Annotated in this window: 1 pseudogene; it reads right to left on the reverse strand. The window is 43.9% G+C overall.

Annotation, left to right across the window (positions count from 1 at the left end):
• Positions 1 to 907 (reverse strand): annotated as a pseudogene (gene iscB / locus JGK36_RS33760) (RNA-guided endonuclease IscB); the annotation flags it as partial.
• Positions 908 to 1,019: the final 112 nt, after the last annotated feature.

The raw sequence follows: 1,019 nt of genomic DNA on the forward strand, positions 1-1,019 counted from the left end.
CCCTCCCGTACCAGTTGTTACTGGCAAGCCTGTTTGTTGGAGTTTCTCAAACAGCACTCGTCGAGTAGAATTCACGGCTGCTGCATCCTTCAATGGCAAGCAAGCAAATTTTAAAACCCTTGATAAAATGTCGGGTTTTTCCGAGAGAAAATCTGTGATGTCTCTATTACCTTTAGCCAGATTGCAGTTTCTACAGGCCAGAGTCAGATTCGACACCCGCGAACTTCCTCCTTTCGATTTGGCGTGAATGTGTTCGACTTCTAAAGGCGTATTCTTGATGCCGCAGTAAGCACATTTCCTGCCCCATTTTTCTAACAAATATTGTCGGATTTCATAACCTGCAATATTGTCGGATTTCATAACCTGCTAGTTCGCCTTGAGTGTATTCAATTCCTGATATTTCAGGAAATTGCATTGCTTGGGTGTCGAATTTAACTAATTCTTGAGATATAGCTGTTACAGGAACATACCGTCGCAATCGATTCACCCAAGTCACAATATTCGATACTCTTGAAGCTAAACTCGGTGGCAACCATCCGGGAGTGCGAGTACGATTGAGAAACCTAGGTTGACGGTATCTAGTCTTACGATTCCTGCGGTTGCGACGGATTGCGGAGCGGGAGGCTAAGTCACAAGTGATGTGATTTCCCCGATGAACTAACTCGGCTGCCCAGATAATTTTGTCACCTTGCAGTACGGCTAATCCTGTGGTTTTCGAGCCTGGATCAATCTTAATTTCGTGCGATTTGGTAAGCGGTTTGTCACAGGAATAGTTGAGGATTATTGTGAACGGATAACGTTTGTAAACTGCTGCTTTACCTTGATTTAACATCCGTCTGGCAAGACCTGGAGTTACTGGCTCTAACGGTTGTTTGTTTGTGTCTAAAACGAAGACAAAATTAGACATAATTGTCCTCCGATTGCTCGGGTAATGTTTTCCTCGCCAATGTTTTCAGGGCTTGTTGAGTCAACCGCACTTCTTTAACCAAATACAGATGTTTAACGATTGACGACAGAGC

It is taken from the genome of Microcoleus sp. PH2017_35_SFW_U_B, assembly GCF_020737865.1.
GTDB lineage: Bacteria > Cyanobacteriota > Cyanobacteriia > Cyanobacteriales > Microcoleaceae > Microcoleus.